Origin of the sequence: Candidatus Villigracilis proximus (assembly GCF_016717045.1) — a bacterium.
In the GTDB taxonomy this organism is placed as follows: Bacteria; Chloroflexota; Anaerolineae; order Anaerolineales; family Villigracilaceae; genus Villigracilis; species Villigracilis proximus.
In genome coordinates, this window is the sequence record NZ_JADJUO010000007.1 from 55,562 (window position 1) to 80,528 (window position 24,967).

Genomic DNA, 24,967 nt, shown 5'->3' on the forward strand with positions numbered 1-24,967 from the left:
ATCCTTCATCCTTTTCCCCATCCTTCCCCACATGAACCTTCCTCCTTTCAAACTCGAACGTTATTTCGCCAAATATGAATTCAATACTGAATTCCTGCTGTGCTCCTCCGACTGTGAAGCCATGTCCATTGCGGATTTGCTTGCCTTCGAAGAAGGTGCAGCGGAGAAACTTCAAAATACATGGCTCGGCTATACCGAGTCGCAGGGCAGCCCTGCTTTACGAAAAGAGATCTGCAATATTTACACCACCATGCAGCCGGAAAACATCCTTGTCCACACCGGCGCGGGCGAAGCGATCTATCTTTTCATGCACGCCATGTTAAAAGATAATGACCACATCATCGTGCATTCGCCGCACTATCAATCCTTGAGTGAAGTTGCAAAGGGAATCGGTTGTCAGATCAGCCCATGGCTGGCGCGTGAAGAAAATGACTGGGCGCTTGACCTGAACGAACTCCGCCACCTCATGCGCACCACCACAAAAGCAGTCATCATCAACATGCCGAACAACCCAACCGGCTACCTCATGTCTCGCACGGACTTTGACGAACTGAATAAATTTGTGCAGGAGAAGAAGTTGCTTCTCTTCTCCGACGAAGTCTATCGCGAGTCAGAATACGACCCGGCAATTCGTCTGCCTGCCGCCTGTGACTATGGCGAGCACGCCGTTTCACTTGGCGTCACATCTAAAACCTATGGCCTCGCCGGTCTGCGCATTGGGTGGATCGCGACAAAAAATAAAAAAGTCTACGAGAACATGGCTTCCCTCAAAGACTACACCACCATCTGCAATTCCGCACCCAGCGAACTCCTTGCGGAAGTTGCCATGCGTCACCGCCAAAAACTCATTGACCGCAACCTCGGCATCATCAAAACCAACCTCGCCGTCGTTGATGATTTTTTTGCTGCTCACTCTTCGCTTTTCACCTGGGTCCGTCCACAGGCGGGTTCAATGGGATTCCCCAAACTCCTGAAAGGCGACATCGAAAAATTCTGCGATGACCTTGTCCGCAAGGCCGGCGTTTTACTTCTCCCAGGCACCATGTATGATGACTCAAGAAATCATTTCCGCTTAGGACTCGGCAGAAAGAATTTTCCGCAAGGCATTGAAAGATTGAATGAGTATTTAGGAAAAAAACAAGTGCATGACTCACCAATATTTTGTAAAATATGTAATTATTCATATTTTCCTTCTATAGCAGGTGAATCTGAACATCATGAAAAGTTTCACGAAAGTGCTGTAAAAGGCATTCAAATTAGAATATCAAAACTTGATCGTGTTATAGCGAAAAATAATGATTATCAATTAATAATCATTGACTCAAACTCTACTCTTCCGCAATTTAATCGTCTAAATAAAATTTCGAAATTTATAAGCGCCTCATTATTTCGTGATAATTTTACTTATCACGTCCGACTTCTTTTTCCTGTTGTACCTGAACATAAGTTTTTCCTGCTTTGCACCAAAAGTAGAATAATTGGCTACTTTGACATTAAGTTTTTCCCCAAAAAGCATAGATAAACCTGTGTGGTTGGTAAAGATGATTTGGCTAGCTGGTAATTATAGAAACAAAGGGCTTGCAAAATATATTATCGAATCCTCTTTGAGCATTCTCGAAACAGATTTATCATCTGTAGTCTGGGAAACTCCGTTCTCAAAATCGGGTTTAGAATTTATTAAATCCTTATGCCCAAATGGATATACTGTTAGCAACCAAAAATCGTAAATCCAAAATCGGAAATCGTAAATTGCTAAAACTCTCCCGTCCTCTCCACCTCCTTCTCGCCGCGTTGACATATACGCTCGGCGCGAGCATCCCTGCTTATCTCGGGAATTTTTTGCAGCCAACAATCTTTGCACTCGGACTCGCAGGTGTTCTCCTCGCACAACTCAGCATGTCATTGCTCGCCGAAGTTTTTCGTCCACACAATGAACCACTAATCGAGAATGAAACTCCGCAGCAAAAAGAGACTTTGCGCAACAACCTACTTTATATCTCAATCGCCGCATTAACCGTCACCGCATTTATCGTCTACCTTCTCTATCTCAACAAAGCCCTCGCGCTTTCCTCTTTCCTTTTTCTTCTTTCATCCTTCATCCTTATTCTCTCCTACGCCATCCCTCCCATCCGCCTGCTCAATCGCGGATTTGGCGAAGCAGCTCTCGCCGCACACATTGCCTACATCATTCCGTCCATCGGATTCCTTTTACAAGCCAAAGAAAATCATCGCCTATTGATCTTCATTCTCGTTCCGCTCACCGCATTGGCGCTCGCATATTTTCTCATTCTCAACTTTCAAACATTTTCAGATGACCAAAAATATCAGCGCGGAACATTTCTGCGCCTTCTCACTTGGGAACGCGCCGTACCGCTGCATCACAGCTTGATCGTCTTTACCTACAGCATCTTCGCCATCGCGCCCATACTCGGCTTCTCCGTTCTCTGGCCCGCCTTGCTCACCCTGCCCTTCGCCATTTTACAAATCGTTCTCCTGCGCAATATCTCACTTGGCGGCAAACCAAACTGGACTCTACTCACCACCACCGCCCTCGCTGTCTTTGGACTGACCACCTATTTCTTAACTCTTACTTTTTGGATTAGATAACCGTGCCCGAATTTTTGACTCTCCTCCCGCCCGACCAAGCCCGCGACGAATTACTCGCGCATCTCCCTCCGCCGACAATTGGCTCTGAATCTGTAGAAGTTATCCACGCTCTCGGCCGCTTCACCGCATCTGACGTATTTGCGCCGCACCCGTTACCAGATTTCCCCCGCACCACCGTGGACGGTTACGCCGTCCGCGCCAAAGATACCTTCGGCGCAAGTGACTCACTCCCCGCGTACTTAACCTTGATTGGGGAAGTTCCAATGGGAGATACACCAACCTTTGAAATAAGCGCTGGCCAATGCGCCCTGATCCACACCGGCGGCATGCTCCCCAAAGGCGCAGATGCTGCCGTGATGATCGAATACACACAGATAGTCCGTAAGGGCGACCTTGATGGTCGCCCAGATTCAACAGAAACAACAAGGGCAGGGACAAGCCCTGCCCCTACGGAATCTGAAATCGAAATCTTTAAATCTGTAGCAGACGGTGAAAACGTGATCCGCATCGGTGAAGATGTGGCCGAGAATCAATTAGTGATTCCCGCCGGCACACAGATCCGTCCCGCAGAAATTGGCGGATTAATGGCACTTGGATTCACATCCATCAACATTGCAAAGAAACCGCGCGTTGGATTAATCTCAACCGGCGATGAAGTCATTAATCCAAATCAAGCACCGCGCCCCGGACAAGTCCGCGATATCAACTCGTATACCCTCGGCGCGCTCGTCGAAAAAAGCGGCGGGGAGGCAATCCGCTATGGGATTTTTAGCGACCAGTTTTCAGTGTTGAAAGAAGCGGCGGCGCAGGCGTTATCCGCATGTGACGTGCTGATCATCACCGCAGGCTCATCCGCATCCACCAGAGACATGACAGCAGATGTCATCCGCACACTTGGTGAACCCGGCGTGTTGGTGCATGGAATTAATACAAGACCCGGCAAGCCAACGATCCTCGGCGTGTGCAACGGCAAAGCAGTGATCGGCCTGCCGGGCAACCCCGTCAGCGCATTGGTGAATGGATATTTATTTGTTGTGCCGGTCATTGAAAAATTATTGGGCGCACTGCCAAAACCAAAAGCAACAATCATGGCAAAATTGACAGTCAACCTTCCATCGCAAGCTGGCCGCGAAGATTGGTGGCCGGTGAAATTAAATCAAGTGGAAAGTGGGAAGTGGAACGCCGAACCGATATTTGGGAAATCAAATTTAATTTTCACACTTGCATCTGCTGACGGCTTGCTGCGCATTCACCCCGATGCCACTGGATTAAGCGCGGGCGAAATGACAGAAGTTGTTTTGATATAGACGGGGATCCAATAATCTCTTTCCTTTTTATGCCTTTGCAACGAAATAAATGTTCGCCTGTTATATAATTCGTTATCTATTTTCAAGGATAACCTTATGAGTTTCGAATACTCCCCATACATCCTCTCCCTCGTCATCGCCGCATTGATTTCGGGCTGGGCTTTATTTTATATATGGCCGCATCGTAAAACAAAATCCATCTTGATGCTTGTTCTTTTGGCGGCAGGTGTTGCGGCATGGAGCACAGGACATGCGCTGGAAATTGCCGGCGCTGACCTTGCAACAAAATTATTCTGGGGGAAGTTTCAATACCTTGGAATTGCAACAATTCCAGTGGCATGGTTATTTTTTGCACTTACCTATACCAACCCATCCCATCAATTTATGCGCCGCACTGTGGCGTGGCTAAGCGTTATTCCTCTCGTTACCCTTGTGCTGACATTTACAACCGAGTTACACGGGTTGGTCTGGACAGAGTTCAGGATTATTCGAGAAGGTGATTTTTCGGCTCTTCAATTGTCGCATGGACTATGGTTCTGGGTGTACTGGGGATATTCCCAGCTTTTACTGCTGGCCGGAACAACCATCATGGTGCGTTCACTGGTCCGGGCACGCGGCGCATTCCGTGGACAGAGAATACTATTCTTTATTGCCGTACTCGCCCCGTGGATCGGCAACGCCCTCTATGTAACCGGAAATAGTCCAATCGCATATCTAGACCTGACTCCGTTCGCATTTACGATTAGTGTTGCAGCTCTGGTATGGGCGATCTTTGGTTTTCGCTTAATGGATATCGCACCCATGGCGCGCGACCGTGTGGTAGATTCGATGCGTGAGGGGATGATCGTGCTTGATGTAAAAGGAAACGTAATAGACATCAACAATGCCGCACGCGCATGATCGGAGTTCCCGTTGCGAACGCCATCGGAAAAACAGCAGGGGATATTTTTTCTCCCTGGGCGCATTTGATGGAGCGCTTCCGCAATGTGACGGATGCAAGAGATGAAATATCGGTGGGAGAGGGAGATGCCGAACGTCGCTATGAAGTGCGTCTTTCTCCGCTGCAAGATCAACAGGATCAACTTGTTGGGCGCGTTATTCTGCTGCGCGTCATGGACGAGGACGAAATACCTCAGCCAAGGTTTGCCGTGCGCGAACCTGTTCCAACTCCACTGACGAGCGGAACGCCGGAAAGTTCTTCAACCCGTGAGGATAAATCTAAAAACAAAATATGGAATGCGATTCTTAATTTCTTTTCCCCGCCGCACAGAGATGACCTGCTCATTGGCACGGATATTAATCCGAGTTGGGCGCGCACCATAGAACGCGTTTTTACGGTCATGCTGCGGGTCGTGGCGGTCATCGGCACGGTTTCGGTGGTATTGTCTCTGCCCTCTGTAAGCGGACTTTTCATTTACACCTTAACCATCATCAGTGTCGTGGTGATCTTCTGGGTACTGGCTTTATGGCGCACACCCCCGCTTCGCATTCGCACCACAGCATTTATTTTAACCATCTTTGGGCTGGCTTTTATTGAACTTTTCAACTTTGGCTATTCAGTGGAAGCCTTTACTTATTTTATTTCGATCGTTGTTTTGGGTGTATTGCTTGAAGGCCTGAGCGGCGGCCTGCGGACATTGTTCGTATCGCTGGTTACTCTTTCCATTTTTGGTTTTTTAATCCTGTCCGGCATGCATCGTCCAGTGGGGATCGGCGGATATATCCTTCCCGACAGTATCGCGGGCGCAATATCCAGTATCACCACCTACATGGCTGCTGCGACGGCGCTGGTGATATCCATTAACGCATTAATGCGCAATCTTAACCTTGCATGGCAAAAGGAAACCCAAACTCTTAACCTTTTACAGCAGGAACACGACCTGCTTGAACAACGCGTAGAGGAACGCACTCATGATCTTGCTGAAGCCCGCGATCAGGCGGTTACCATAAGCAGACAAATGAGAAAGTACTACCGCGCCATTGAACAAAGCGGCAATACGATCGTGATCACCGACGCAAATGGAAATATTGAATACGTCAATCCGAAATTTGAACAGTCCACCGGGTATTCAATTGCGGAAGCAATGGGAAACAACTCGCGCATTCTCCAATCAGGCAAACAGCCAGCCGAACATTACAAGCGATTATGGCAGACCATCTCAGCCGGGAATATCTGGAACGGCGAATTTCTTAATAAACGCAAGGATGGCACTTTATATTGGGAGTCTGCCACGATCGCCCCGGTATTGGATCAGGACGGCGTGATCACCAATTATGTCGCTGTGAAAGAAGATATTACAGCCCGCAGACAGGTGGAAGAGCAATTACAAAAACTTTCCCAGGCCGTGGAACAAAGCGGAAATACCGTCATCGTAATGGATAAAAATGGACTGATCGAATACGTCAACCCCAAATTTAGCGAAGTGACCGGCTACTCTTCAGAGGAAGCACTCGGGAAATCCCCAATTGCACTGATGAATGGCATCGGAACCACGTCTGATTTCAGTCAGGACGAGTGGTGGTTGACCGTCACAGATGGGCGGATATGGCATGGAGAATTCGAAAATCATCGCAAGAACGGCTCCGTGTTTTGGGAATCTGCCACGATCGCCCCGGTCCTTAATCGCGACGGCGATGTGATCAACTTCGTTGAGATCAAACAGGATATTACCGAACAAAAGATTTTGCAGAATCAGTTACAAAAACAAAACGACTACCTTTCCATTTTGCATCAAATCACACTCGACCTGCTCAACCGGCGCGAGATCAATGACCTTCTGCAAGTCATCGTAGACCGCTCCGCCATTCTGTTGGACGCCCCATACAGCAAACTGCTACTGGAACAGGATGGCGATCTGGTTGTGGAAGCATTCACAGGCGACCAGGTCGACATAAAAGGCGAACGGTCCCCGCGTGATCCTTCAAGACTCTCATGGCAGGCATTTAATTCACACCAACCCATCGTGCTGGAAGACTATCATTCCTGGAAAGATAGACGCCAGGAGTACGATGCCCTCACACTTTATGCTGCGGCTGAAATTCCCGTCATGGCCGGAGACCGCTGCCTGGGCGTGCTTGCCCTGGCACGCACCGAACCCGGCTACGCATTTACCGCCGAGCAAATTGAAACTGGAATTTTATTTGTGCGGCTCGTTGCACTGGTACTGGATAATGCCAACCTGTACGACTCTGCCGTAAAGGAGATCACTGAACGCAAGCGCACCGAAGTCCTCTTGCAGGAAAGTGAAGCACGCTTCCGTCAGATCGTGGAAAACGCCAGCGACATTATTTATCGCGCTGACACATCCGGGCGTTTTACATACGCCAACCCCTCCGCACTGCACATGATGGGATATACCCATGAAGCGGAAGTGCTGGGTAAACATTATCTCGAACTCACCACACCCGAATCACGCCATAAATTAAAACGAACCTACGACCATCAATTCATTAGCAAAACGAAAAACACCTATTACGAATTTCCCGCAGTAACCACAGACGGTCATATCGTATGGGTCGGACAAAACGTGCAACTCATCATGGATGGAGAACAGATCATCGGCTTCCAGGCAGTGGCGCGCAACATCACACAGCTCAAACAGGCGCAAGAGTCGCTTGCCCTTTCACGCGATCAGGCGCTGGATGCCAGCCGCTTCAAGAGTCAATTGCTATCAAGAGTCAGCCACGAACTCCGCACCCCGCTCAATGGGATTTTGGGGTATGCTGAACTGCTTCAATTCAAGGCGTTCGGCCCTCTCACCGAAGAGCAGCTCAACGCCGTTAACAACATTATTGAAAGCACCGATTATCTCACCGTCATCGTCAACGACCTGCTGGACGAATCACAGATCGAATCCAAATCCATCAGCCTATATAATGAATACTTCAACCCTGTGGATCTGCTTGAAAAAACAAAGAACACCATGTCCACCCTCGCAGATAAAAAAGGACTCGCCTTCCACGTTGAGATTGACCCCGAACTGCCCAGTGAACTATACGGCGATCTCAATCGTTTACAGCAAGTCCTTATCAACCTCGAAGGCAACGCCATCAAATTCACAAAAGCAGGTGAAATCAGAGTCAGCCTTAAACGCCCCACACCCGCGCAATGGTCGATCGAAGTTCGCGATACGGGCACGGGCATTTCCGTGGAAGATCAGCAAACCATATTTGAACCCTTCCGTCAGGTAAGCAATTCGATCACCCGTGAAAATCGCGGCTCCGGCCTCGGACTCGCCATCACAAAACAACTCATTGAATTAATGGGTGGAAAGATCAGCCTTGAAAGTCAACTTGGGGTAGGAAGTCTATTCATAGTCACCCTGCCCATCCTAAACGCCCCCGGAGAATAGCATGACACAACCCTACGCCCTGGTTATTGAAGACGACCCCAAACTCGGAATAATCTACCAAACCGCCCTGCAGCAAGCTGGATACGAAACCGACCTCGACGAAAATGGAAATCGCTACCGCGCACTTCTGGACGCCCGTCAGCCTGATCTTGTTATTCTCGATCTTCATCTCCCTTTTGCCTTTGGCGGCGACGTTCTGGATGTGATCCACGCCAAATACCCAAACACCATCATCGCAGTGGTCACCGCAGACTTCATCAAAGCAAAAACACTAAGCGGAAAAGCCAACCATATTCTTGTAAAACCCGTTAGCGTTGCCAGTTTATTAAGACTTGCCGAATCGATAAAAAACGAATCCTAAGACCACACTGCCGCTAAACACATTGCTCAGTTAGAATCAGAATGAAGTAAATAAACCAGGGATTTTTTGGCCTTTTATTTATTTACTTCATTTATCCTTAATCCTTAAAAGGTATTCCATGCTTCTTGAACTCTTCAATAAACCTGTTGGTTTCTTTTTACTTGCAATGGCGATCATTCTCATCACGCCGCTGCTCTCCGAAAGATTAAGGCTGCCCGGCATCATCGGAATCATCATCGGCGGCATGCTGATCGGCCCGCATGGATTTGGACTCATGGCCGACGGCGACCGCATCGAATTTCTCGCCACCATCGGCCTTGTTTATCTCATGTTCAGCGCCGGCCTCGAAGTGGACATTAATCAGTTCATGCGAGTCCGCACGCGGGCGCTGGTTTTTGGAATCATCACATTCACATTTCCACAACTGATGGGCATGGGGCTTGGCTACATCCTCGGCCTCGACCTGCTGGGCATGATTCTGCTTGGTTCGGCATTTGCCTCGCACACATTGATCGCATTTCCCATTCTCACAAAACTTGGTGTCACTCGTAATGAAGCCATTGCAGTTACCATCGGCGCAACCGTACTGACAGACATCGGCGCGTTCATTGTTTTGGCAGTTGTGCTCGGGGCAAAATCAGGCGGCGGATTTACATTCGGCTATTTTGCACAATTGCTAATCATGCTCGCCATCTTTACTGCGGTTATCATCTTCGGCTTGCCGCGCCTTGGAAAATTTATTTTTCAAAAACTCACCGGCCGCGCCGTCGAATTTCAATTCGTGATCGTTGTCCTTTTTGTATCTGCCTTTCTTGCTGAATTGATCGGCGTGCATGAAGTAGTTGGCGCCTTTCTTGCAGGGCTGGCCGTTAACTCCATGCTTCCGCGCCACAGCCCGGTCACCGGTCACGTGCTGTTCATCGGCGAATCATTTTTCATTCCCGTCTTCCTGCTCTACAGCGGACTCATCACCGACCCGCTGACCTTCCTCAAAAGCCCGCAGACCATCATCGTCGCCATCGGCGTCACCATCGTCGCGTACGTCTCCAAGCTCCTCGCTGCCTGGGTCACCGCCAAAATTTACAAATACACCAAATCCGAATTCTGGACCGTCTACGGCCTCTCACACGCGCAAGCCGCAGTCACTATCCCAACACTTGTCATCGGTTTGGAAACTGGACTTTTCGACTCGACCCTTTTCAATGCCGCCATCCTGATGATTCTCCTCACTTCAATTACATCTCCCTTAATCGTCCAGCGCTTCGCTCCTGACCTGCAAATTGTTGAAGAAGACGATAAGCCTTTGCCGCTCTTTGGCAGAGTGCTGGTGCCCGTGTCCGAACAGAAACAATCCGAGGGACTGATCACACTCGCAATTCTGCTGGCACATACCTCCCATGGGAAAGTACTCGCGGTGAGCGTTGCCAAAGATCTGGGACCCAATAAAGACAGCAGTCTATACAGTCACAAAGACCTGCTCGGACGAGTCACCGAATCTTTGAACGACCCTGAAACCGAGATCGAACTCATTCCACGCATGGCCGCATCGCATGCGCAAGGCATCCTGCACACTGCGCAGGAGAAGAATGCAACACGTATCGTCATGGGCTGGCGCGGCAAGCGGACGTTGCGTGAAAACGTGCTCGGCTCCGTTTTAGATGAAGTCATTTGGGGTTCAGATACGCCGGTCCTGATCGGCAAACTCGAACTGCCATTGAACAGTATGCAAAAGGTTGTATTTATTGTCCCCGCGAAAACTGTCCCGCCGATCATTTTGCGGCGCATGTTACAGGCTAATATTATTTTAGCAAAAGCCTTGAATGTGCCATTAGTCATCCGCGCGGATTCGAGTTACATGCAAACCTTTGAAGCCCTGCTCGCCACAGCAAACTCCGACCACTCCATTGAGATCGAAGTGCTGAAAGATCATCTCAAACCTGAAAACCTCGAGCACGAATCGATCAGCAGTTTTCTTGTACTACCCGGTTTCGGTTCCCGCAAACGCGTAGTGGACACACTGGGAAATATTCCCGAACAATTAGCAAAATCATTCGACGGCAACCTCGCCGTCCTGCATTTCGATAAGTAGCCAATAAAATATTAAATAAAAAATGCAAAGGCGATAAGAGTCTTTGCATTTTTTATTTAACGATTATTTCAAAACAGAATCAAAGAAAGCGATCGTTCTTTGCATGGCAGTTGAGAAGTTTCCAGAAATGTTATGGTTGTCGCCTTCATATGTATATAAGTCGGCAATTTGGCCTGCGTTGCGGGCCTGCTCGGCCAGGCGGAGCGAAAATGCCAAAGGGACGTCTTCATCTTCGGTTCCGTGGTGCAGCTCCAACGGTCCAGAAAGATCCGCGAGATATGATGTGGCAGAGACAGAGTCCCAAAACGCGGAGTTATCTTCGGGCGAGCCGTATGCTTCGATCCATCCTGTGCGCCAGCCCACACCGCGCGAACTCGGCGATGGCGTGAACGAAACCCGTGCGCCGCCAGTTGTAAAGCAAGTCAGTATAGGAAGCGACCACGCCCGCCCAGATCACGCCGACTTTTACATCCTTCGAAATGACCATTGTGCGCAATGTGAGATAACCGCCCATTGAATGTCCCCACATTCCGATCTTATCGGGATTCACTTCGGGCAATTGTTGAATGGACGAAACCGCATTGAGCACATCAATTTGATAACCGGGGTGACCATACGCACCGGTTGCTTCGCCTTCTGATGCATCATGTCCGCGATAATCAATGCGAAAAACAACATATCCCGAGCGCGCAATTTCATCGACATAGGCAATATATCTTTCGGTTGTTTTATACACATCGGGCGGAATATATCCATGATTGAAAACGATCGCCGGCCAGCCGCCTTCAGGCATTTCACCTTCGGGAACGGTAAGTAACGCATATATCTTTAATCCCTCTGAAAGATAATATGAATAATACCGGCGATAATTTGCGCCTTTATCCAACTCTTTAACGATCGTGATCTCACTGCCGGGATACTCCCCCGCCCGCATGGCGACAATACTCATCGGGTGCGGAATGGGAGTTGCCGTTGGAGGCGGCGTCATTGTAAAAGTAGAAGTCGGGATCAACGTCTCTGTTGCAGCTGTCGTTTCAGTAAAAGCGACCGGGGTACTCGCGGGCAGAGTCGCTTGTACGGTGCAGGCGGTAATAAAAACAATAACGATCATCAAAACCAATAAAAGTTTTTTCATCTCGGAGCTCCTTATCGATTAAGAAAACAGCAGGAGACAGTTTATTACCGCCTCCTGCTGTTTATTTATCTTCTACTTATTTACATTATCAACGAAGCGGACTAAAGTCCGCACTCCAAACCACCTTTTTACTTATTACTCTTTACTTTGCCCCGCTTCTGCCTCGCGCAATTTCTCTGTAGCACGGAAATATTTCAGATAGCGCATTGAGTTTGCATCTTTACCCAAAAGCAAATCGGTTGCACGAATCGAACTGCCTAATTTAATCGGATCAGTGATCGAGCACGTAACGCCCGCTTGAATCGCCAATGAAAGAAAAGAGCTGTTCACCGAGTGACGGTCGGGCAAGCCGAACGAAACATTGCTCGCACCGAGACTCATATTCACGCCGTATTCTTTTCTAATTAATTCGATCGCTTTCAAGGTCACCGTTGCGGCCATGCTGTTATGACCGACCGTCATCACCAGCGGATCGATGATCACATCTTCAATCGGGATTCCCATCTTCGCGGCACGTTCAATAATATGACCTGCAACCTTAAGGCGATCTTCCGCTGTGGCTGGGATTCCATCTTCGCCAATTGTCAGCCCGAGGACTGCCGCGCCTCTTTCTTTAACGAGCGGCAGGACACTCGCCAATTGTTTTTCCTCCCCGTTGACAGAGTTAATCAGCGGTTTCCCCGGCGCGACCTTTAATCCCGCTTCGAGGATCTTCGGATCGTTCGAGTCAATACACAAAGGCACATCCACCGCAGATTTAACAGCCTCGACCACAATTGGCATGATCTCCACTTCTTCAATTTGCGGATGACCAACGTTGACATCCAAAACATCCGCGCCCCAGGCGACCTGTCTCTTCGCGAGTTGGATGACATACTCCATATTGCCATCCACCAGAGCCTGCCCCAGCTTCTTCATGCCTGTTGGATTGATCTTCTCTCCGATGATGACAAATGGTTTATCAATGCCAATGACAACTTCCTTACTGCCCGACTTTAGAATTGTATGCATGTGCCCTCCGAATAAAAAAAGATTAAACACAAAGGACACGAAGTACACAAAGTGGAAAGGTTTTGGTTTTCCTTCGTTACCTTTGTGTACTTCGTGTTTAAACCGCTCTTACATCTTCAAGAATCTCAACGTAGTCTCAACCAACACCGCCGTACCAATTGGCAAAGCGCGCTCATCCAAATCAAATTTGGGGTGATGAAGTTCATAAATTTCACGTCCGGGGATCATCGTGCCAATCGTGTACATTGCGCCGGGTGCATTCTTGAGAAATTCAGGAAAATCCTCCGCGCCCAGTGTTTTTTCCATCTCATGTACATTGTCATTGCCGAGCAGTTCTTTGCCAACTTCCTCGATCACTTTGGATACAAACTTATCATTGATCAAAGGCAGTCCGCCGAAATCAAATTTCAATTCGTAATTACCGCCGAGCGCTTTTGTAATTTCAAAGGCACGTTTTACTTCTTCACGGATTTGTTTTTGCACTTCCAGTGAAGTGAAGCGCAGCGTGCCTTTCATCTCAACTTTTTCAGGGATCACATTCTCTGCAAATCCGCCGTTGACCACACCAATACTGACCGCCGCCGGTTCAAACGGATCGAGCCTGCGTGAGACGATTGCATTCAAAGCAATGATGACATGCGCCAGCAATGAGAACGGATCAACCGTAGTGTGCGGATACGCGCCGTGCCCGCCTTTGCCAATGATCGTGGCGAAGAAAGTATCCACACCGCCGCCGCTCGGACCTTCGTTGATCGCAATCGTCCCAACCGGGCTGGTCGGGTCAACATGCTGAGCGATGACATAGTCCACACCTACGACTGCGCCTTCACGCTCCATACGCTGTGCGCCGCTCAAGCCTTCGTCGTCTGCTGTTTCTTCTGAAGGTTGAAAAAGAAAGCGGACACGGCCATTCAGTTTTTCTTTGGAAAGCAAATGCGCCGCACCCAACGCCATGGCCGTATGTGAGTCATGTCCGCAGGCGTGCATTTTGCCGGAGTTTTGAGAGACATAATCGGTTTCATTCTGTTCAAGGATCGGGAGCGCATCCATATCCGCGCGGATCGCCACCAGCTTGCCACCTTCGCCGATCTCAGCCACAACACCGGTCTTCCCGACTCCGCGTTTCACGCGATAGCCCATCTTCTCCAATTCATCCGCAACGATCCCCGCTGTGCGATGGACGTCAAACCCCGTCTCAGGGTGCATGTGAAAATCACGTCGCCATTCGATCAATTCTTCTGAAATTGCATGTGCCTGTTTTAGCATTTTCTCTCCGTTGTTTTTCTTAAGTCAACTGTTGTAAACCACAAAGTCACCAAGACACTAAGTCACTAAGTTTTTTTCCTTCGAGTCTCTGAGGCTTCGTGTCTTGGTGGCAAAAAAGGACTTTTGCAAAAGGTAAAATTATGGTTCAGTATATCCTGCATAATTAATTGAGCGTTTGCCGGTTGTCGGCCAGTAATATTTTTTAAGCGTTGATATCTGTTCTATCAAGCGTTCGCTGTCTTCAAAATCTGTCCGCACGTAATAGTAATGCGTATCATACGGACTGTCGCCAAAAACCGCCGCGAGCACATAACCATTCGCCTCGGCAGATTGTTTCATGGTGATCGTCATGCCGAACCATTTTTGCGCAAGATTTTCCTCAGTTAATTTCGGCGGCACGAGCGGCGAATAATAATCATGAAACATGATGACTTCAGGCTTGTACTGATCGAGATATTCCACAGTCAGCCCACCGTTATGCGCGATGAACTGATCGTTCAGTCCCCACGTGTCAATCGCATCCCAACCGGAATAATATGGAAGCAGCCCCGCTTCAGTAGTCGCAATTGTGTATCCCTTGCCGCGAAACTCCGCCAGCAATTTCCCCATCTCATAGCGGCCATCACGCTCATAAGCTTTTTCACAAGTCTGTTGATAGGATGTCAGGAAGCAATTTTGAAACCACGAATAATAAACAAGACTCGCGGATATTCCAATTAATGCGATGAAGTACACGGATCTTTCTCTACCTGAAAACTGGTCCAGCCACGAGAAGCTTAATCCACGCACCAGCGGACTCCACGACATGAGCGCGATGGGAAGCAATGCATATTGAAAGCGTGCTCCATAGTTCATTTCGTCTGAAATTAAGATGAAGGCACAGGCGAAGCCGAGGATGGGAATAAGATAAGCAATCGTGCGCTTTGTGGTTTCACTGGAACGAAAGCCAAGAATAAAAGCAACGGCCATCGGTAGGCATAAGCGTAATAAATTCAGCAAGGAATTATGGTATGAGTCCCAATGCAATCCGCTCCCACCTTTTTTATAAAATGGATTGGGCAGCGGATAACCGAAGTAATTCCAGCGCCACAGAAAATATGCGCCACCCAATAAAAGAAAGACCGCGCCAAAAACGACAATGATCGAGGTGGAGTTTTTCAGTCCACGCATGAGGATGACCGCAAGCAGCATTAAGGAAGCGAGAATGACTCCCTCGGGGCGAATGAGTCCGGTGATGAGTCCGCTGAGGGCGAAGGCGAGAGTCAACCCAACGTGTGGATTCTCTTTTTGAATCAGGAGCAGGCCTAAAGTCCAGGTGGATGCGGCGGCGAGGGCAAAGAAAGGCGTCCCGAAGTAAGCTGCCACATAGGAGAGTCCGGTTCCAACGGCGAGATAAAGTCCGCTTAAAAGAGAAAGAGGAATGCTTGAATTGTTGATGCGGCGATTTGTCCAGTAGACGAGTAGAACCGTGAGAACGTGCGAAGCAAAACCAATACCGCGCACCGACTGCCCCACCGTGAGCCCGAGTTTAATCAGCAGGGACGAAGCCGCCATGAAAAGAAAATCGGTGGCGCCATCTACAGGATGTTCGCCAATGTTCCAAACAATGCCGTGACCGCCCGCGAGATTTTGGGCGTAACGCATGAGCATGGCCGCATCTTCAAAAGGCGGAATCGAAAAATCCACATAACGCGCCGCGTAATAAACCGTGGACGCGATCAATGCGAGGGAGATGAGCAGGTCGAGGGTAAGAGTTTTTTTGAAGGACATTAGGGAAAAGGAATTAGGAAATTAGGAATTAGGTAATTTCCTAATTTATATTAACGAATATCCGCCATCTACAACGATGGTTTGTCCGGTAATGTATTCGTTCTTGATCAGGAATTCAAGCGTGGAAGTTATTTCTTCAAGCGTTGCAGCACGTTTGAGCGGGAGACTGGCTACAAGTTTATCCCATTGTACCTGCGTGACTACATCTGATGGAAGCACAAGCCCGGGGGCGATGGCATTGACGCGAATATTTGGCGCAAGCGCGCGCGCAAGCAATTTTGTAAGCGATTCAAGCCCCGCCTTGCTAACTGTATAGGATGGATATCGACTCCATGCCTTTTGCGCGCCAATATCTGTAACATTGACAATCAGTCCGCCGGTGGTCATACGTTTGGCTGCCTGTTGCGCAAGAAGAAAAGGCGCGCGCAAATTAAGATCAAGGGCTGAATTCCAATCTTTCAATTCAAGCTCGCGCGGATTGCCAACGGGCATAACTGCGGCAGAGTTAACGACAACCTTCAATGGTGAATCGAACTCGTCAACCAGTGAAAATAAAAAGTCCACTTTTTTGGGGATGGTAAGGTCGGCGCGAATCTCCAGACACTCCACGTCCAAAGCGCGGATCTCTTTTGCGGTTTGGGCGGCTTCTGTGGCAGAACCGCGATAATGTAAAGCAATGGAATATCCCTTGTGCGCGAGAGCAAAGGCAAAGGCTCTGCCGAGTCTTTGTGCGCCGCCGGTAACGAGGGCAAGTTGTTTCTTCATATATGAGATTGTAAACGAAAAGGGAAAGATTTGGATTTTTTTACTGCACTCACAAGCATGGCTTATAATTTCAAAAAACAGGCTCTTTTCTAACCAATGGAAAAACCCTAAACACAAAGGGCACGAAGTACACAAAGAAGGGAAAAGGCGCCGGCTTGATAGGCTTTTTCCTTTGTGACTTTTGTGTACTTCGTGGTTGAAAAGAGATTTCCCGTTAAAAACGGGAGAAACAAAAATATTCTAAAAAGCCCGCAAAAGAGAACTTTTCGCCATGACAAAAAAAACATTCGCAGGATTTAGCATCCTCATCATTACAACGATCTGCGCTTATTACTGGCTGCAATGGAAAACCTTGAACGGTTTTGTGACCGCCATTGATCACGGTGACGAGTTGTTTGGCGATCTGGTCACATTTTATTATCCGATGGCGCAGAATATCTTTTCTGCAAAGATGCCAGTGCCGGGATATTACTACTCGGCATTTTTTGCACTGTTGATCTCGCCGCTTGGGACACTTCCCATCGCACAGGTAAAGTTAATATGGGGAATTTTACAGGTATTCCTCGCGGCAGTTTTGGGAATTGTTTCAAGTGAAAAATTACTGGAACTTCCGCGCACTGGAAAGACATTCTTTCTTTTTCTGTTTCTGACTTCCTTTCCGCTCCTGCACAATTTCAAATGGGGACAGGTCAGCGTGTTGATCACGCTCTGCGTCTTAACTGTGATCTGGTTCTACAAAAATGAATATTACATCCCCGCCGGCATTCTTTTGGCCTTCGCCGTTTCGATCAAATATTACCCGGCGATCTTTATTATCTATCCGCTTTTTAAACGGAATTATCGTTTCCTGATCTCGTTCAGCCTCTCCACGTTGACATTTCTGGCCGTGATCCCATCCATTACGCTGGGACCGTTGGAGTGGGTCAACTTTGAGAAAGCGGTTAGCGTGCTGATCGCGGATGCAAAATTCGCCGGGGATGTCAACTCGCAGTATTTTGGTCATGTGATACTGAGAATGGTTTCACTTGAAGATGCGCCTTATAAGAAAAAAGTTCTGTCCACATTTCTCGAATGGGCCGGCAGACTCGTGACCCTGATAAATATCGGGATCATCTGGAAGATACAAAAGAAACAAATCCAGGACGCATTGATACTATCCACCGATGCTTTTTCTCTCCCTGCCTTTTATTATTCAGACTTCATGGTCACATTATTTTGTGTATCTCCCTTTTTTCCAGACTGTCATATTCGTTCAAAGTTTACAAAACTTTAAAGCAAACAAGGAATTCACACCAGCACTGGTATTGACCTTGCTCTCGTGCATGACGTCCAGTGTTTTTGCTTTAACCTGTTCCCCGGCTGGAGTGAATACAACGATGCGGGTGTACTTTTCACCTCCAATCTTTTGCTGCTCTTTGCGTTCTATCTGGTTCTATGGAGTAGATACAAAAACAGCGCGGACGCAAATTAAGTTTTAGGTTAACTTTACGACCCCTCCCACAAAAAGTAAGTAACATTCGTTACTATGCAACCCCGTAAAATTCTGTATACTCTCTCTAAAACCAAACAAGTTAAATTAGGGCGGAAAATTAAAAAGAAAATCCGCACAAAACAAAACCAAGGGAGCTAAGTTTATGAAACAACGATTAAAGAAAAGCCACGCCCTGCTCATGCTGGGGCTGATCTTGGCAACACTAACTGCCTGTGAAAGACCACCAGAAACACCGCTACAGATTACGGATATTTCCGTGCATCCTGATCCCATCATTGGGCAAACCGCCACCCTGCGCGTCGAGATTATGTCCATTGATAACGAGAAAGATGTCACCATCATCGTTACATTACCCGATGGCATGAAGTTGATGAGTGGCGAACTAGAGTGGAAAGGCTCGCTAATTGCCAATCAGCCTCAAGCCCACGAGTTTGAATTATGCGTCCTTTATGAAGGCGATTGGGAGTTGCATGTTAGTACCTACTCAACCACTCTGATCGAAAGTTACGGAGACTCTGACACACTTATCCTTATTACTAGTGCAAATACGGTAAGGGTAGTGCTTGGTATGAATTACCGGATTACTCAACCACCGGGAAGAATGACTATCCCCACACCTGTGCCACAAATCCCACCCGCAGACATTTGTTCTTAAAACATTCATGGAGGAAAAATGTTACTCAAGGATCGCTTGCATGTATTCTTTCTGTTTATCGTTTTTGGGACAGGTAGATTAATCCAAGACTGTGAATACGCTTACTCACAGGAGATGATTCCGGTGGTGCAACGACAAATTTTAATATCCATACCGGTTCCTTTCTGGCAAAGCAAACTCAACATATGATAAAGAAGAAAAACGCTGACTTATGTAGTCAGCGTTTTTCTGTGCTTGAGATTGAAATTATTTACCCCTTGAAGAAGTTGGTAATAAAGAACCAGATGTTCGCGGGGCGTTCTGCAAGGCGGCGCATAAAGTATGGATACCAGTGTGTACCAAAGGGGACGTAGACACGCACGGGGTAGCCTTCCTGCACCAGTAATTCCTGCAAGTCACGGCGAATGCCATATAACATTTGAAACTCCAGGCCATCTTTTGGAAGCCCAGCCTTGTCTGCATATTGTTTGGCAAAGGCGATCCGCTTTTCATCGTGTGAAGCAATGGCAGGGATCGCGGGAACGCGGCCATCTCTTGATAATCTTGTGTGGTTGGCAAGCGACCCGTCGATCAGTATCTTGGTCAACAGATCATAGTTTGCATCCACGTCCGCTTTCTTCGGGAAGGCTTTATCGGCGGGTTCCTGATATGCACCCTTCACCAAACGAATGGGCGTCTTATCCTCCACCATGCGGCGGGTATCAGCTTCGGCGCGATATAAATATGCCTGCACAGCCATACCCACATTCGTGTACCCCTTCTCGCGCATTTTGTAATACAGGTTAATGGTCTTGTCTGTATAGGGAGTATCTTCAATATCCACGCGGACAAAGGTCTTGTTCTGCTTTGCCCGGGCGAGAATCCGCTCCAGATTTTGGGCACACAGGTTCTCGTCGAGGCCCAGACCGATCTGCGTCAACTTGATGGAAACATTGCCGCGAGCGTTGGCATCCGCTCCGAGGGCGTCGAGAGTCGCAAAAATATCATCTGTGGCTTGTTGTGCTTCTTCGGGAGTATTGGTATGTTCACCGAGATGGTCGAGTGTGACGTTGATCCCCTTCGCGTTCAATTCATGGACAACCCGCATTGCATCTTCAAGTTTCGTGCCTGCAACAAAACGGGATGCTGTGCGCCAGGCAAAACTCCAACCAGTGACCAGGTTTTGCGCCCATGCGGCTTTGGACAAATAGATGAGGAAAGAGCGGAGCATATCAATCCTTTATGTGAGGGGTATGTCGGCAATGCCAACAAATGTATTCTAGCACAAGTGCCTTATTTGAGCATTTTGGTTGTGTTATACTTTTTTAGTGATTTTCGTCATTATTTTGGAGGCCGTGTGAAAAATCGTAATACCAACACCATCCTTCGGGGTGTATCGATTCTGTTCCTGACCGCCGCACTTGTACTCAGTATCGTTTCCCTAATTGGATATAGCCGTCAACGAAATAACTATCCCGCCAGCATGACCATTGCTGGTGTGCCTGTCGGCGGATTAACTCCGACCGAAGCTTCGCAAAGATTGCTGGAAGTGTACACTTCTCCGATCGAAGTGCAATACAATGATGCCATTATCCAGATTGATCCTGGCGTGGTTGGTTTTCAACCCGATGTTGAGACCATGCTTGCCGCGGCAGATCTAAGCCGCACAGGCAATCTTTTTGGGGCGGATTTTGGGAATTCCTTTGAATCGCACTCCTGCTGAAATACAAATCCCTTTAAGCGCGCCGCCTTCTGAAGAACGTCTGCGCGAATATCTGCAAAATGAGATTGCATCACGCTACGATCTTCCCCAAACCCAGCCCAGCCGATTCCGGCGGGACCTCTTTCCTGCCCGGTGACCCCGGACAAACTCTTGACCTTGACCGCGCTGTTTTACTTGTCAACGATGCGCTCAGGTCTCCAGTCAGCCGCTCTGTTACTTTGTCATTTACGCGAAGTTCAGCTGCGCGCCCGACGATTGAAAACCTTGAGATTCTGCTCAAACAGATCGTGCAAGTCTCAGACTTTGACGGCTTGATCGGTTTTTATATGGTAGACCTGCAAACCGGCCGCGAGATTCACTTTGCAATAGACAACAAACAGGAAATTTCGGTTGAACCCGATATCGCCTTCACCGCATCCAGCACGATCAAAGTGCCGATCGTAACTTCCTATTTGATCAACCGTGGAAGCAACCTCGACGCAACCGTGACAGACATCATCTCACGTGTGCTGGGAAAATCAGACAACTCAGCAACAGACCTCGTACTGGAGCGCATCGACCCAAGCTCCGGCCCGCTGATCGTTACGCAAAACATGAAACAGATCGGGTTGAACAGCACCTTCATCAATGGGTTTTTCTTTTTGGGCGCGCCGCAGCTTTCGCCGCGTCCGGTCACCCCGGGAAATTCGCGCACAGATGTATTTGCCGACCCCGATCCATATTCTCAAACCACACCCGCTGAAATGGGCTCCCTACTTGCCGATGTATATCAATGCGCCCAAAACAGTGGCGGCGCACTCATCGCGGCCTTCCCTGATAAGGTCAGTCCGGCCACCTGTCAATTGCTGATTGACTTTATGGCACAGGATAAGCTTGGGTCGCTGACCCAGGGTGGCGTTCCTGATGGCACACTTGTTCCCCACAAACATGGATACGTCCCCGCCTCCGACGGTATTGTGCGCGATACAGCCGATGTCGGCATCGTATACACACCCGGCGGAAATTTCGTGCTTTCCATCTACTCGTACCATCCGATCAACAACGTCTGGGATACGATCAATCCACTCTTTGGCAATCTAACCAAAGCCATCTATAACTACTTCAACGTTACAGTTGAATAACCACTTGCCCCATGATCAAATGAAAATGGGGCATTTTTTCATACTTCGTATATAATTCAACTTATGAGCGCATCGTTAGGACTTTACCGCCTGCAGCAAGTAGACCGTCAAATTGACCGTGCGCGTTCCCAGTTGGATACGATCCGTCAAACGCTTGAAAACGACGTTGAACTTGGGAAGCACTCAAACGCGTGGAAACCACCCAAGCCGAACATTACCGCGCCAGCCAGGAATTAAAAAGTCTGGAAGCGGAAGTACAGGCGCAAAAATAAAAATGGAGCAGGCCGAATCAAGTCTGTACGGCGGCACCGTTAAGAATCCAAAAGAACTGCAAGACCTGCAAAAAGATATCGTCTCAATAAAAAAACATATTACTGCGCTGGAAGAACGCGAACTTGAATCCATGATGCGGGCAGAAAATACCGAGAACGCCCTGCAAAGCGCAAAAACAGAGCTGGAATTAATGCAGGCGCGGCTCGGCAATGAACACAGAAAATTAATCGATGAACAATCCGTATTGATCACCGAAATGGAGCGGTTGACGGAAGAACGCGAAGCCGCGCTCGGTCCGATCGAAAGCACACTGCTTGCAACTTATGAATACCTTCGCCAGCAAAAACGCGGCGTGGCTGTTACAGAAATAAACGACAACTCGTGCTCCTCCTGCGGAGCAACTTTAAATGCCGCTTTACAGCAAAATGCACGTTCTGCCAAACAATTAATGAACTGCCCATCCTGTGGACGAATTCTGTACTCCAACTAAAACCTTCCATGTTCAGATTCGCAATTGACCCCTTCTCCTTTTTCGTTGGCTTCGCAACCGCTTCTGTATTTTGGTGGCTTGTTGCTCAAGCGCGGCCGCTTTGGCGGGAATTCCGTGCCAACCTAAAAGAAAAGAACGAGCTTGCTCAGGCACGCAAATCAAGTTCGGTGGAAGAAAATCACCGTCGCTCCACCTTACGCCGCGCACAAGGAATGCATCTCGCCGCCCCTCTTTTTGCACTGGATGAGATCATTCAAGAACCCCTGCTCATTATCCCGCCGCAGATCATAGAACCCGGCATGCCTCAACCATTGGAAGATGTAGTTTCACAAACCCTGCCCTACTTGCCTGGATGGCCTGAAATTGCAGCCGCCTATCATGCGCCGACTCTTACACTTCCACAGGCTTTACTAGGCAATGCAAACATTGTCATTATTGGTCAACCCGGCACAGGCAAGACCAGCGCGCTGGCACATCTTGCTTCGCTCGCCGCAAATCGCAGCGAACAGTTGGACACACTCAAAGACGCAATTCCCTTCCTCGTTCACATCGCCGATCTCAAACTCCCGATCGCAGACCCCAAAGATGCATTAACACCACTGATCGAAGCCGCATCAGAACACACATCCATGCTTGACTTCGGGCGTTTACCTGTTTTCTATCAATCAGCATTCAAAAGCGGAAACGCCATCCTGCTCGTAGATGGCTTCGACGAAATCACACCCGAAGCACAGCAGGTCATCACAGATTATTTCAAGATCATCATTCAAAATTATCCACAGACTCGCATCGTCACCACCGGCGCACCGGAATATCTGGATGGCTTGATCGGACTCGGTTTCGCTCCGCTTTCATTAATAACATGGTCGCCGCAACAAAGTGAAAAATTTATAAATCGATGGGGCGAACTGTGGACTCAAACTGTTGCAATGGAAGCTTGGGCACAGACCGGCCCCGAACAAGTGGACCCGATCTTACTTAACGTTTGGCTGAGTACCGACAATATAAATTTATCTCCCCTTGAGCTGACTCTCAAAGCATGGGGAGCCTACGCGGGCGATAGTCTTGGCCCGCATGTCCTCGAATCCATTGCATCTCACATCCGCCGCATTGCACCATTGAATACCCCGCTTGCCGCGCTTGAAACACTTGCCATGCAGGTACTCTTAAGTTCCCAACCGGTCTTCGACCCTCGCAAGGCGCGCACATGGGTCAAGTCATTTGAAACCGCAGAAGACAGCGCGGAAGAAGAATCCACGGACCCGACAGCAGCGGCACCCGAAACCACAGAGGAAAACACAACCACTGGCGAAGCGAAACCCAGGAAAGAAAAGAAAGGCGAAAAGGTGGCGGTCAAAACTGCTTCCTACGGCCTGATCGGAAAAATGGCCGCCAGTGGACTATTGGTCTCATACCCCAACAATAAAATGCGTTTCGTTCACCCAATCTTTGCAGGGTATCTGGCGGGTCGTTCGTTAGCAAATTTCAAAGAAGAAGAAACCATTGTCAATCAACCTGATTGGTCTGGTAAATATCTCGCCATGCGTTACCTGGCTGCTCATGGAGATGCAAGCAAACTTGTACAAACCATGCTTGAGTTTTCCCGCCTGCCCATGCATCGTCCGCTTTTTGCGGCGGCGCGCTGGCTGCGTGACGCGCCAAAAAACGCCCCGTGGCGTGGAAAATTATTCGGCACCCTTGCATCGGTTTTGCAAACAGAAGGACTCCCGCTCAATCTGCGCGGACAAGCCATGGCGGCCTTTGTTATCAGCAACGACCCAAGCGCGCAGACTCTCTTCCGTCAGCTTTCCACGACTCTTTCATTTGAACTGGTACAACTGGCAGTGATCGGCTCCGGCGCAATGCGAGACTCAAAATCCATACAGGTTTTGGAACGTGCCATGGAAGCGCCGAGTCTGGCTGTTCGCCGTGCAGCCTGTATGGCATTGGTTTCAATTGGAACAAACGAAGCACTGGAAGCCGTTGCCCATACTTTGCTTAATGGCGATGAAGATATCCGCCGTGCCGCAGCAGAAGCACTGGCGAATGATCCGAAAGAAGGCTACGAGATGTTACGCGATGGTACAACCATCAGCGACATTCTCCTGCGCCGCGCAGTTGTGTATGGACTGGGACGAGTCAGTCAATCGTGGGCAACTGAGATTCTGCAAAAAGTGCAAATTGATGATGACCAGTGGGTTGTGCGCAATGCCGCCACCGAAGTTCTCGAAGCAAAAGCGCATCCTGGCGCTCGCGCGCCACGGAAATTAAAAGCACCGTCTGAATCACCATGGTTAATCCAATTTGCCGGCAAACAAGGCGTTGGCATTTCACCCGGCGCACCAGCGACAGATATTCTTCTGCTTGCCCTCAAAAGCGGCGACGCAGATGCGCGGCTCGCATCCCTGCCATATCTTAAATTCACACCGAGCGAAGGTGTGATCGCACAATTATACGAAGCCATGTATACCGATGATCCTGAACTGCGCGAAGCCGCGTATAACACGCTCTGGGAGTTAGGCACGTCTGGTGCAAAACTTCCGCACCCCAGTCAATATGGATACAATTAAC

21 protein-coding genes are annotated in these 24,967 nt (G+C 48.7%); 14 read left to right on the forward strand and 7 right to left on the reverse strand.

The genetic code is table 11. From position 1 onward, the window contains the following. Positions 1–31 precede the first annotated feature (31 nt). From IPL71_RS08785 to IPL71_RS08815, 7 genes are all read left to right on the forward strand, one after another. Positions 32–1,522 (forward strand): aminotransferase class I/II-fold pyridoxal phosphate-dependent enzyme, encoded by a 1,491-nt coding sequence (locus IPL71_RS08785; RefSeq protein ID WP_345320791.1) that lies wholly within the window; start codon positions 32–34, stop codon positions 1,520–1,522. 227 nt (positions 1,523–1,749) lie between these two features. After that, the gene (locus IPL71_RS08790; protein ID WP_345320793.1) at positions 1,750–2,607 is read left to right on the forward strand and encodes a UbiA prenyltransferase family protein; all 858 of its coding nucleotides are present in this window, start codon (positions 1,750–1,752) and stop codon (positions 2,605–2,607) included. Between the two features lie 2 nt (positions 2,608–2,609). Continuing rightward, complete coding sequence (locus IPL71_RS08795) at positions 2,610–3,914, forward strand: molybdopterin-binding protein (RefSeq protein WP_345320795.1); 1,305 nt, start codon at positions 2,610–2,612, stop codon at positions 3,912–3,914. Between the two features lie 96 nt (positions 3,915–4,010). Continuing rightward, on the forward strand, positions 4,011–4,814 hold the full coding sequence (locus IPL71_RS08800; protein ID WP_345320797.1) for a histidine kinase N-terminal 7TM domain-containing protein: 804 nt from the start codon (positions 4,011–4,013) through the stop codon (positions 4,812–4,814). Then, the gene (locus IPL71_RS08805) at positions 4,811–8,266 is read left to right on the forward strand and encodes a PAS domain S-box protein (protein ID WP_345320799.1); all 3,456 of its coding nucleotides are present in this window, start codon (positions 4,811–4,813) and stop codon (positions 8,264–8,266) included. Before IPL71_RS08800 ends, IPL71_RS08805 begins: the two co-directional genes overlap by 4 nt. Position 8,267: 1 nt before the next feature. Further along, a complete protein-coding gene (locus IPL71_RS08810; RefSeq protein ID WP_345320801.1) occupies positions 8,268–8,627 on the forward strand; it encodes a response regulator transcription factor in 360 nt (119 codons plus the stop codon). A 118-nt stretch (positions 8,628–8,745) separates the two neighbouring features. Next, positions 8,746–10,716 carry a cation:proton antiporter domain-containing protein gene (locus IPL71_RS08815; RefSeq protein ID WP_345320803.1) on the forward strand — a complete coding sequence of 657 codons (1,971 nt, stop codon included), beginning with the start codon at positions 8,746–8,748 and terminating at the stop codon, positions 10,714–10,716. 63 nt (positions 10,717–10,779) lie between these two features. Here IPL71_RS08815 and IPL71_RS08820 read toward each other — a convergent pair whose 3' ends face one another. From IPL71_RS08820 to IPL71_RS08845, 6 genes are all read right to left on the reverse strand, one after another. Beyond that, a complete protein-coding gene (locus IPL71_RS08820) occupies positions 10,780–11,079 on the reverse strand; it encodes an alpha/beta hydrolase family protein (RefSeq protein ID WP_345320805.1) in 300 nt (99 codons plus the stop codon). Continuing rightward, entirely contained in the window at positions 11,030–11,851 is an 822-nt protein-coding gene (locus IPL71_RS08825) for an alpha/beta hydrolase family protein (protein WP_345320807.1), read from the reverse strand. Before IPL71_RS08825 ends, IPL71_RS08820 begins: the two co-directional genes overlap by 50 nt. 135 nt (positions 11,852–11,986) lie before the next feature. Continuing rightward, positions 11,987–12,862 carry a dihydropteroate synthase gene (locus tag IPL71_RS08830; protein ID WP_345320808.1) on the reverse strand — a complete coding sequence of 292 codons (876 nt, stop codon included), beginning with the start codon at positions 12,860–12,862 and terminating at the stop codon, positions 11,987–11,989. Positions 12,863–12,970: 108 nt separating this feature from the next. Then, the gene (locus IPL71_RS08835; protein ID WP_345320810.1) at positions 12,971–14,128 is read right to left on the reverse strand and encodes a M20 metallopeptidase family protein; all 1,158 of its coding nucleotides are present in this window, start codon (positions 14,126–14,128) and stop codon (positions 12,971–12,973) included. 138 nt (positions 14,129–14,266) lie between these two features. Further along, positions 14,267–15,898, reverse strand: coding sequence for a DUF8728 domain-containing protein (locus IPL71_RS08840; protein WP_345320812.1), 1,632 nt, complete (start codon positions 15,896–15,898; stop codon positions 14,267–14,269). A gap of 45 nt (positions 15,899–15,943) precedes the next feature. Continuing rightward, positions 15,944–16,663: an SDR family NAD(P)-dependent oxidoreductase gene (locus IPL71_RS08845; RefSeq protein ID WP_345320814.1), complete on the reverse strand. Its 720-nt coding sequence runs from the start codon at positions 16,661–16,663 to the stop codon at positions 15,944–15,946. 271 nt (positions 16,664–16,934) lie between these two features. On the opposite strand from IPL71_RS08845, the gene IPL71_RS08850 reads away from it, so the two are divergent. Together IPL71_RS08850 and IPL71_RS08855 are read left to right on the forward strand one after the other, a co-directional pair. Then, on the forward strand, positions 16,935–17,936 hold the full coding sequence (locus IPL71_RS08850; protein ID WP_345320816.1) for a glycosyltransferase family 87 protein: 1,002 nt from the start codon (positions 16,935–16,937) through the stop codon (positions 17,934–17,936). 361 nt (positions 17,937–18,297) lie between these two features. Next, positions 18,298–18,810 (forward strand): hypothetical protein, encoded by a 513-nt coding sequence (locus IPL71_RS08855; RefSeq protein WP_345320818.1) that lies wholly within the window; start codon positions 18,298–18,300, stop codon positions 18,808–18,810. Between the two features lie 250 nt (positions 18,811–19,060). Here the strand turns inward: IPL71_RS08855 and IPL71_RS08860 are convergent, their stop codons facing one another. Then, positions 19,061–20,020, reverse strand: a complete 960-nt coding sequence (locus IPL71_RS08860; RefSeq protein WP_345320819.1) for a proline dehydrogenase family protein — start codon at positions 20,018–20,020, stop codon at positions 19,061–19,063. 126 nt (positions 20,021–20,146) lie between these two features. On the opposite strand from IPL71_RS08860, the gene IPL71_RS08865 reads away from it, so the two are divergent. The 5 genes from IPL71_RS08865 (at position 20,147) to IPL71_RS08885 (ending at position 24,966) form a co-directional block, all read left to right on the forward strand. Next, a complete protein-coding gene (locus tag IPL71_RS08865) occupies positions 20,147–20,512 on the forward strand; it encodes a hypothetical protein (protein ID WP_345320820.1) in 366 nt (121 codons plus the stop codon). A 59-nt stretch (positions 20,513–20,571) separates the two neighbouring features. Further along, positions 20,572–21,633, forward strand: coding sequence for a serine hydrolase (locus IPL71_RS08870; protein ID WP_345320822.1), 1,062 nt, complete (start codon positions 20,572–20,574; stop codon positions 21,631–21,633). 63 nt (positions 21,634–21,696) lie between these two features. Next, positions 21,697–21,870 carry a hypothetical protein gene (locus IPL71_RS08875; RefSeq protein WP_345320823.1) on the forward strand — a complete coding sequence of 58 codons (174 nt, stop codon included), beginning with the start codon at positions 21,697–21,699 and terminating at the stop codon, positions 21,868–21,870. Between the two features lie 37 nt (positions 21,871–21,907). Next, complete coding sequence (locus IPL71_RS08880; protein WP_345320824.1) at positions 21,908–22,396, forward strand: zinc ribbon domain-containing protein; 489 nt, start codon at positions 21,908–21,910, stop codon at positions 22,394–22,396. 8 nt (positions 22,397–22,404) lie between these two features. After that, complete coding sequence (locus IPL71_RS08885) at positions 22,405–24,966, forward strand: HEAT repeat domain-containing protein (RefSeq protein WP_345320825.1); 2,562 nt, start codon at positions 22,405–22,407, stop codon at positions 24,964–24,966. Position 24,967: the final 1 nt, after the last annotated feature.